This is a genomic window from Sandarakinorhabdus sp. (assembly GCF_041689835.1).
Lineage (GTDB): Bacteria > Pseudomonadota > Alphaproteobacteria > Sphingomonadales > Sphingomonadaceae > Sandarakinorhabdus.
The window spans coordinates 1-8,208 of the sequence record NZ_JBDNFM010000001.1; the positions used below are offsets into that span (position 1 = coordinate 1).

The 8,208-nt window shown below is 61.6% G+C and carries 8 protein-coding genes and 1 tRNA gene; 7 read left to right on the top strand and 2 right to left on the bottom strand.

The window, feature by feature from the left end; translation table 11 throughout:
- Positions 1–634: formate--tetrahydrofolate ligase (locus ACESL8_RS00005; protein ID WP_372914596.1), on the bottom strand; the 634-nt coding region annotated here is incomplete at its 3' end.
- 364 nt (positions 635–998) lie between these two features.
- Between ACESL8_RS00005 and ACESL8_RS00010 the strand changes: the two genes are divergently transcribed.
- The 7 genes from ACESL8_RS00010 to clpX all read left to right on the top strand — a co-directional run bounded on the left by ACESL8_RS00010 (position 999) and on the right by clpX (position 7,618).
- Entirely contained in the window at positions 999–1,319 is a 321-nt protein-coding gene (locus ACESL8_RS00010) for a superinfection immunity protein (RefSeq protein WP_372914610.1), read from the top strand.
- 125 nt (positions 1,320–1,444) lie between these two features.
- Positions 1,445–1,529: transfer RNA gene (locus ACESL8_RS00015), tRNA-Leu, on the top strand.
- A gap of 62 nt (positions 1,530–1,591) precedes the next feature.
- The gene (gene tig, locus ACESL8_RS00020; protein ID WP_372914598.1) at positions 1,592–3,190 is read left to right on the top strand and encodes a trigger factor; all 1,599 of its coding nucleotides are present in this window, start codon (positions 1,592–1,594) and stop codon (positions 3,188–3,190) included.
- Positions 3,190–4,152 carry an acyltransferase family protein gene (locus ACESL8_RS00025; RefSeq protein ID WP_372914600.1) on the top strand — a complete coding sequence of 321 codons (963 nt, stop codon included), beginning with the start codon at positions 3,190–3,192 and terminating at the stop codon, positions 4,150–4,152. The genes tig and ACESL8_RS00025 overlap by 1 nt, the downstream gene beginning before the upstream one ends.
- 428 nt (positions 4,153–4,580) lie before the next feature.
- On the top strand, positions 4,581–5,537 hold the full coding sequence (locus ACESL8_RS00030) for an acyltransferase family protein (protein ID WP_372914602.1): 957 nt from the start codon (positions 4,581–4,583) through the stop codon (positions 5,535–5,537).
- An 18-nt stretch (positions 5,538–5,555) separates the two neighbouring features.
- A complete protein-coding gene (clpP, locus tag ACESL8_RS00035; RefSeq protein WP_372914604.1) occupies positions 5,556–6,185 on the top strand; it encodes an ATP-dependent Clp endopeptidase proteolytic subunit ClpP in 630 nt (209 codons plus the stop codon).
- Positions 6,186–6,367: 182 nt separating this feature from the next.
- Positions 6,368–7,618, top strand: a complete 1,251-nt coding sequence (gene clpX, locus ACESL8_RS00040) for an ATP-dependent Clp protease ATP-binding subunit ClpX (protein ID WP_372914606.1) — start codon at positions 6,368–6,370, stop codon at positions 7,616–7,618.
- Positions 7,619–8,024: 406 nt separating this feature from the next.
- Here the strand turns inward: clpX and ACESL8_RS00045 are convergent.
- Positions 8,025–8,208: hypothetical protein (locus tag ACESL8_RS00045; protein ID WP_372914608.1), on the bottom strand; the 184-nt coding region annotated here is incomplete at its 5' end.

Sequence of the window (8,208 nt, forward strand, 5' to 3'; positions counted from 1 at the left end):
CCAGGCACAGGATCGCCATCACTTCGGAAGCGACGGTGATATCGAACCCGGTTTCGCGCAGCGGGTGGTTGCCGGTGCCCATGCCGGAAACGATCTGGCGCAGCGCGCGGTCGTTCATGTCGAGCACGCGTTTCCAGGTGATGCTGCGCGGGTTGATGGGGCTGCCCGAAGGCATCGGCGTGCTGAAATGCACCGCGTTGTCAGTCATCGCGGCAAGCAGGTTGTGCGCCGAGGTGATGGCATGGAAATCGCCGGTGAAATGCAGGTTGATCTTCTCCATCGGCAGCACCTGCGCCTGGCCGCCGCCGGTGGCACCGCCCTTGCGGCCGAACACCGGGCCGAGGCTTGGCTCGCGCAGCGCGATCACCGCGCGCCGGCCTATTTTGTTGAGCGCATCGGCGAGGCCAACGGTCGTGGTGGTTTTGCCTTCGCCCGCCGGCGTCGGGTTAACTGCCGTCACCAAAATCAGCTTTCCCGCCGCCCGGCCGCGCAATGCCGCCAGCGTTTGGGCTGATAATTTGGCGATGTGATGCCCGTGCGGTTCGATCGCTGTTTCGGCCAACCCGATATCACCGGCAACATCCCGGATAAGGCGCAATGTCGCTGCGCGTGCAATTTCAATGTCCGACGCCATGATCCCTCGCCACGGGGCCGGTGTTCTTGTCGTCCCCAAACCAGCGCCTACACGGTGCGGTGGCCGACAGGAAGAAGCCTGCTGGTCGCTGCACGTTTGACGATGTTTCTGCCGTCGCGCTGGCTCGTTTCCAGTCCGCCCTCGCCGTATTCGCCCGACTGCCCTGTAATAGGCGCGTCACCTGACAAAATTATATCCGAATGATTACATATTGCCTTGCAGTATTATTAACGGCGGGTAAATTCCTACCTGTTGTCGGCGCGAATCGTCCAAACCGAAAGCATGAAGCGCCGGCAAACCTGGGAAAGGGGCACCGGCAGCCTTTTGCTCCGGCGATGCGAGGCCGGGTGTGCAGGAGGTGCGTATGATTACAGGTGGAACCGCCATTACAGTTATCGTGGGAGTATTCATTTTCCTGTGCGTGTTCAACTTCTTGCCGGCCTGCGTGGCCTATGTGAACCGCCACCCCGATCGCCACCTGCTGGCCGCTCTAAACGTCGTCTCGCTGTTTTCCTTCGCTCTGTGGATCGCGCTGATGGCGTGGGCGGTGTCCGGCAACAGCAGCCATCCCCTGATCCAGCGCTTTGTCGGTTCGCCGCAAAGTCGCCGCCGTTTGGTCGCGTCGGTATCAGCGCTGGTGCTGGCCGGCTTTGCCACCACAGCAGTTTCGTTTAACCTTGCTTGATTGCGCTGCGGCACCGACGGCACTTTTTTCACCCGCAGCAAGCATTCCCGAACAGCATCTCGCATGGCATTGCTGCCTTGCGCTCCGAATTGTCCCTGCTATAGCCGAGCGTTCGCGTCCGGGGTGCGGGCGTGGCGGAATTGGTAGACGCGCCGGATTTAGGTTCCGGTGTCGAAAGACGTGGGGGTTCGAGTCCCTTCGCCCGCACCAGCCTCCGCTGCTTTTCCGGGCTCCACCTCGATAATTGCAACCTTCAGATAACAGGTTTCCCGATGCAGATTGCCGAAATCACCAACCAGGGCCTGCGCCGCGCTTATTCGCTGGTGATCCCTGCCGATCAAATTGCAGCGCGGCTGGAAACCCGCCTCGCCGAAGTGGCGAAATCGATCAAGATGCCGGGTTTCCGGCCTGGCAAGGTGCCGGCCAATCTCGTCAAGAAGATGCACGGCCCGGCCCTGCGCGGTGAAGCGCTGCAGGCGGCCGTGAACGACGGCGTCAACAAGGTGATTGCCGACCATGGCTTGCGGCCGGCGACCCAGCCGCAGGTCGATGTCGACGGCGAACTGGCAGACGAAGGCGATGCCCGCTTCACCGTCAGCCTCGAGATCCTGCCGACCATCGACCATGTGAAAGCCGACGATCTGGCCCTTGAAAAGCTGGTGGTGCCGGCTGACGATGCCGCGATGGACGGAGCGCTTGCTCGTCTCGCCGAATCGTCTCAGCGCAGTGAACCAGCCCCGGCCAAGCACAAGGCCAAAACGGGCGACACCGTTGTTATCGATTTCGAAGGCAAAGTTGATGGTGTGCTGTTTGATGGCGGCAAGGGCGAAGGCATGCGAGTCAAGATCGGCTCGGGCCAGCTCATCCCCGGCTTTGAAGATCAGTTGGTGGGCGCCAAGATCAACGAGAAACGCACCCTGAACGTGGCCTTCCCGGCCGATTATGGTTCCGCAAATCTGGCCGGCAAGCCTGCAACGTTCGACGTCACAGTGACCGGGGTCGAAGTGCCCGCAGAAACCGCCCTCAATGACGAATTCGCCAAGGGTTTCGGCCTCGACAGCCTCGATGCATTGAAGGAAATCCTGAAGGACCAGCTCGATGCCGAGCTTGGCACGCTGTCGCGCACCTACCTGAAGCGCAAGCTGCTCGACACGCTGGCAGCCCGCCATGATTTCGACGTGCCCGAATCAATGGTCGAAGCCGAATTCGAACAGATCTGGCAAACGCTTGAAGCCGAAGCCGCGCGTGAAGCCGATCCGGAAGCCGCCAAGGCCGAGATCGAAGCCGAGCGCGAGGATTATCGCCGCATCGCCGTCCGCCGTGTGCGCCTCGGTTTGCTGCTCTCGGAAATCGGTCAGCGCAACGGCGTGAATGTGTCCCAGGCTGAAATGAACCGCCTGATCGGCCAGGAAGCCACTCGCTACGCACCAGCCGAACAGCAAAAAGTGGTGAAATTCTTTCAAGAAAACGCCATGGCTGCCATGCAGCTGCGGGCGCCGCTATATGAAGACAAGGTGGTCGATTTCCTGATCGGCAAGGCCGCTGTAACCGAACGCACCGTTACCCGTGCCGAGCTGGAAGCCGCAATCGAGAGTGAGGACGAAACCCCAGGCGCGGGCGGCCATGTCCATGGCCCGGGCTGCGGCCACGATCACGATCACGATCACGCGCCTGCCAAGCCCAAGAAAGCTGCCAAGCCCAAGCCCAACAAATCCGACGCTACTGATCCGGTTGCCGAGGCTGAACCTGTGAAAAAGGCGCCGGCCAAGAAGGCCGCGGCCAAGCAGGCTCCCGAGGAAGCTGTGGCCGAACCGGCCGCAGAAGCTCCGGCGAAGGCCAAGCGAGGGACTGCCAAGAAGGCCGCTGATTGATGTCGCGGCCCTGGCGCTTCGGCCCGGGCCTGCTGCGTTTTCTGCTCGCAGCGCTGGTGGTGGTTTCCCACTTGTCCAGCCTGAATGTCGGCCGCCCCGCCGTGTTGCTGTTTTTCATGCTCAGCGGCTACTGGGTGTCGCGTCTGCTTGCTGGCTGGCAGGCGGGCGTGCCGTCCTTTATCGCCAGCCGCACCCTTCGCGTCTGGCCGCTCTATGCCGTTGTGACAGTGCTGGCTTGGCTACTGCATGCTCATGCCGAGGCGGAGCGACCGGAATCGCTGTGGTCGGCGCTTATCCTGCTGGGCCTGGCCGCCCGCCCCGGTGACGTGCTTGGCGTTTCTTGGTCGCTTGATATCGAGATGCAATTTTATTTGGCAATCCCGCTGATTGCGCTCGCTGTGCAGCGGTTCAAGCCGGTGTTGCTGCTGGTCGGGGCCGCTGTCGCCTTTGGCCTGGGCATCTGGCTATTTACCCTGCGAGTGCCCACCCTGCTTTTTTATCTGCCCGCGTTCCTCGCCGGCTTTGCCTTTTACCACCTGCGTTGGCAGCCGGCCCCGGGCCTGGTGCGCGCCAGCCTGATTGCGGCGCTGGGGTTTGGTTTGCTGGTTGCCGTGGTGCCTGCTTGGAACGGACTGTTGTTCAAGTCCGCCTTCACCGACAGCATGGCCGGGAACCTGGGTCACATGGCCTGGGTGTTGCTGCTGGCGCCGCTGGTGGCGTGGAACATCAACCAGCCTTCTGACCGTCTTGACCGCTGGCTGGGCGATCTGTCCTTCCCGCTCTATCTGGTTCACCTGCCGGTGGTGCGGCTGATGGGCGAAACCATGCCTGCTATGGGTGATGCAGGGAAACCGGTGGCCGTGGGTGTCATCATGCTGGCGAGCATTGCCGTGTTCATGGGTATCGATCGGCCGCTGGAGGCCCGCCGCCAGCGCCTGTGGCGCCGTAGCAAACCCGCTTAACCCCCGACATTTCTGGCCGTGAACACTGGGTGATGCGCGGCAGCGCTCGCTTGGGTGTGCGATGCCCCGGCGTGGTGCCGCCCAAGAGGACGCGCCTGATGCCGTTTGCCCATTACCCATCCGGCCTTGGCGCCTTGCGGCGGCTTCTGGCGTTGGTAGTGCAGGTCTTCGCGCTTTCGGGCTTTTGGATTTCGCGGCGCTGGCTAGCCGACTGGCCGGCTGGCCAGCGCGCGCCGCGTCCTCAAGTCCCAAGTCAGCGCCTGTGGCTCCGGGTGCATGATCAATCAATCAGGATTCCAATTGTATATTTTTGGTCTCGCATGTTAACATGTGTTACGATTTCGCACTTTTTTTGCGTTGTGCTGTTGGAAAGGTCTCGCCCCATGCAGCTTGCCCAATACCGACCAGGACCTGGCGCCTTGCGGCTGGTGTTGGCGCTGGTTGTGCTGGTCTCGCACCTTTCGGCGTTCAACATTGGTCGGCCCGCAGTGGTGCTGTTTTTCGTGCTTTCCGGCTATTGGGTGTCGCGGCGCTGGCTGGCCGGCGGTGACGGCGTTCTTGGCTTTGCCAGTTCGCGCCTGCTGCGCATCTGGCCAATGTTCGCGCTGGTGTCGGCTGCAACCTGGGTCGGCATGGGCTCGTTGGGCATGCCGCGCGCATCCGATCCGGTTGCCGGCCTGTTGCTGCTGGGCAGCGCCAGCCGCGGTGACATGCTGATCAGTGTGGCTTGGTCGCTGGATCTGGAATTGCAATTCTACCTGTCGTTGCCCCTCCTGTGGCTGGCAGCGCAGCGGGTGCCGGGATGGCAGTGCGTGTTGTTGGGCTTTTTGGCCTGGGGGCTGGGCATCTGGTTGATGGCGCTCGGTACGTGGAATTTTCTGCTCTATCTGCCGGCCTTCGCTGGCGGCATGTGGCTCACCCGTTCCCGCTGGCAGCCAAGCGCTGGGCTGGCGCTGGCCGGGGTGGCCGGCTTTTTGCTGGCAGGCGTTGTGCTGGCGCAGTGGCCAGTCACGTTGCTGCTGCTGATCAAGGGGCCCGGCCTTGGGCTGGTTACCGAACATTTGGGCCACCTCGCGTGGTCGGCTCTGCTGTTTCCTGGGGTCGCCTGGGTGCTCGCCGGCCCGAGCAGCGCCCGCGATCGCCAACTTGGCGATGTTTCTTACTCGCTCTATCTCGTCCATTCGCCGCTGATCACACTTTTGGCCGCCGTGTTGGCGCTGGATGGGCTGGCGCTGAAGTTGGTCGCGTTGCCGGCGATCCTGCTGGCCACCTTGCTGCTTTACCTGTGGGTGGATATGCCGCTGGAATCCGCGCGTCGCCACAGTCCTGCGGTGTCATGGCCCGCCTTTGCCCCCTTGAACTCGGGCCGCAAACGTCCGAACTAGGGGACGAAGGAGATTCCCATGATCAATCCGTACGCTGGCCTCATCCCGATGGTCATCGAAAGCTCCAATCGCGGCGAACGCAGCTTCGATATTTATTCGCGCCTGCTGCGCGACCGGATCGTGTTTGTGAACGGCCAAGTGGAAGACAACATGGCCTCGGTGATCGTGGCCCAGTTGCTGTTCCTGGAATCGGAAAACCCGAAAAAAGATATCTACATGTATATCAACTCGCCGGGCGGAGTGATCACCTCGGGCATGGCGATCTACGACACCATGCAGTACATCCGCCCGGAAGTGGCGACAGTTTGCGTGGGCCAAGCCGCTTCGATGGGCAGTTTCCTGCTCGCTGCTGGCGCGCCAGGCAAGCGCATTGCGCTCAAGAACGCCCGTGTCATGGTGCACCAGCCGTCGGGCGGCGCACAGGGCCAGGCGACCGACATCGAAATCCAGGCCCGCGAAATCCTTCGTGTCCGCAGCATCCTCAACAATCTGTATGTCAAGCACTCCGGCAAGGATCTTGCCACGATCGAGCATGCAATGGAGCGTGACAAGTTCATGAGCGCTGAGGAAGCCCAGGAATTCGGCCTGATCGACGCCGTGATGGAAAAGCGCCCGCTGCCGACCGAAAGCGATTCGCTGGCAGCCTGATCGCCATTTATTCGGCCACATTGGGCGGCGCTGCGGCCGGGATGGTTGCATTGATGTGACAGTCTGACGCCATGCCGCCCTTGCCGGCGGTGCCGAATCATCGCTACACTAGCTGGCCGGCGGCATAGCTGGCACTGAATGCATGTGCTGGTTTAGGCGGACCGGCGTGAGGAAGGAACGTCATGACGAAGCTGGGCGGCAGCGACAGCAAAGGTACGCTTTACTGCAGCTTCTGTGGCAAAAGCCAGCACGAGGTCAGGAAACTGATCGCCGGGCCAACCGTGTTCATTTGCGATGAATGCGTGGAGCTGTGCAACGACATCATCCGCGAGGAAACCAAGACGGCGCTGGTGAAAAAATCCGGCGACGTCCCCACCCCACGCGAAATCTGCAAGGTGCTTGATGATTATGTGATCGGGCAGTTGCACGCCAAGCGCGTACTGTCGGTCGCTGTCCACAATCACTACAAACGCCTGAACCACGGCGGCAAGGGTGCCGAAGTGGAATTGGCCAAGTCCAACATCCTGCTTGTCGGCCCCACCGGCTGCGGCAAGACGCTGCTGGCGCAAACCCTGGCGCGCATCCTGGATGTGCCGTTTACCATGGCCGATGCCACCACGCTGACCGAAGCCGGTTACGTGGGTGAGGACGTGGAAAACATCATCCTGAAATTGTTGCAGGCCAGCGATTACAATGTGGAACGCGCCCAGCGCGGCATCGTTTACATCGATGAAATCGACAAGATTTCCCGCAAATCGGATAATCCGTCGATAACCCGCGATGTGTCGGGCGAAGGCGTGCAGCAGGCCCTGCTCAAGATCATGGAGGGCACCACCGCCTCCGTGCCGCCGCAAGGCGGGCGCAAGCACCCGCAGCAGGAATTTCTGCAGGTCGATACCACCAACATCCTGTTCATCTGCGGCGGGGCTTTCAATGGCCTCGACCGGATAATCGGTGATCGCAAGCAGGGTCGCTCCATCGGCTTTGGCGCGAACGTTGCTGCACCCGATGAGCGCCGGGTTGGCGAACTTTTGCGCCAGTGCGAACCGGAAGATCTGTTGCGTTTCGGCCTGATCCCGGAATTCATCGGTCGCTTGCCCGTGATCGCCACTCTGGAAGATCTGGATGAACCGGCACTGGTGAAGATCCTGACCGATCCGAAGAACGCGCTGGTCAAGCAGTACGCCCGCTTGTTCGAGATGGAAGGCGTAAAGCTGACCTTCTCCGTTGATGCGCTTTCCGCCATCGCCAAGCGCGCCATCGAGCGCCGGACTGGTGCGCGCGGCCTGCGCTCGATCATGGAAGGCATCTTGCTTGATACCATGTTTGATCTGCCCGGCCTTGAAAACGTGGAAGAAGTGCAGGTGAACAAAGACGTGGTCGGCGGCACCAAACAACCTATCCGCCTGATGGTCACCGACAAGGCGGCTTGAGGCTGCAACGCGATGCTGGAACGGCCGCCCTGTGATGGGGCGGCCGTTTCTGGTGGGTCTCCGAGCCGAGCCACCGGAGGCAGGCGGCAAGCTCTCCGCAAGTGGCCATCCAATCGGGCGCTGGCCTCAATTCGTTTGCCCGCGTCCCCCTTTCAATGCGCGCTGCAGCAGGTGACCGGACAAACTGTTCGCTTTGCGAAAACGGAAACTTCCCTGTAAGGTTTGGGTAAGAATATTTGAAGGCAGCACGATGTTCGCCAAGCACTACGCCATCGCCGAGTTTTTCTGACCGTGGCAAACGGAGCTTCGGAAGGCGACCGCGGCAGTGTCATCATCACCGCCGAGCTTGACCGCCGACCTTCGCGTCCGCCCGACTACGAAGCGGAAAACAGCGCGCTAACCCGTCTTATTCATGACGCTTGTCGGATGAGCCCGCGCTCGGGGTTTCGTGGGCTGGCGGCGGGATTTTGACGCGGGTGTTGGTGGCGCCTTTTGTGCGCGTTGATCTGAGCTTGCGGGTTGCGGTTTCGAAGGGTTTGGTCGGCGGCACGGCCGCGCCGGCTACGGGCTGGCGGTACGCAGCGTGATAG

Excerpts from the sequence above, each read along its gene's own strand:
- ACESL8_RS00010 (WP_372914610.1), top strand. The coding sequence starts at position 999 with ATGATTACAGGTGGAACCGCCATTACAGTTATCGTGGGAGTATTCATT.
- tig (WP_372914598.1), top strand. The coding sequence starts at position 1,592 with ATGCAGATTGCCGAAATCACCAACCAGGGCCTGCGCCGCGCTTATTCG.
- ACESL8_RS00025 (WP_372914600.1), top strand. The coding sequence starts at position 3,190 with ATGTCGCGGCCCTGGCGCTTCGGCCCGGGCCTGCTGCGTTTTCTGCTC.
- clpP (WP_372914604.1), top strand. The coding sequence starts at position 5,556 with ATGATCAATCCGTACGCTGGCCTCATCCCGATGGTCATCGAAAGCTCC.
- clpX (WP_372914606.1), top strand. The coding sequence starts at position 6,368 with ATGACGAAGCTGGGCGGCAGCGACAGCAAAGGTACGCTTTACTGCAGC.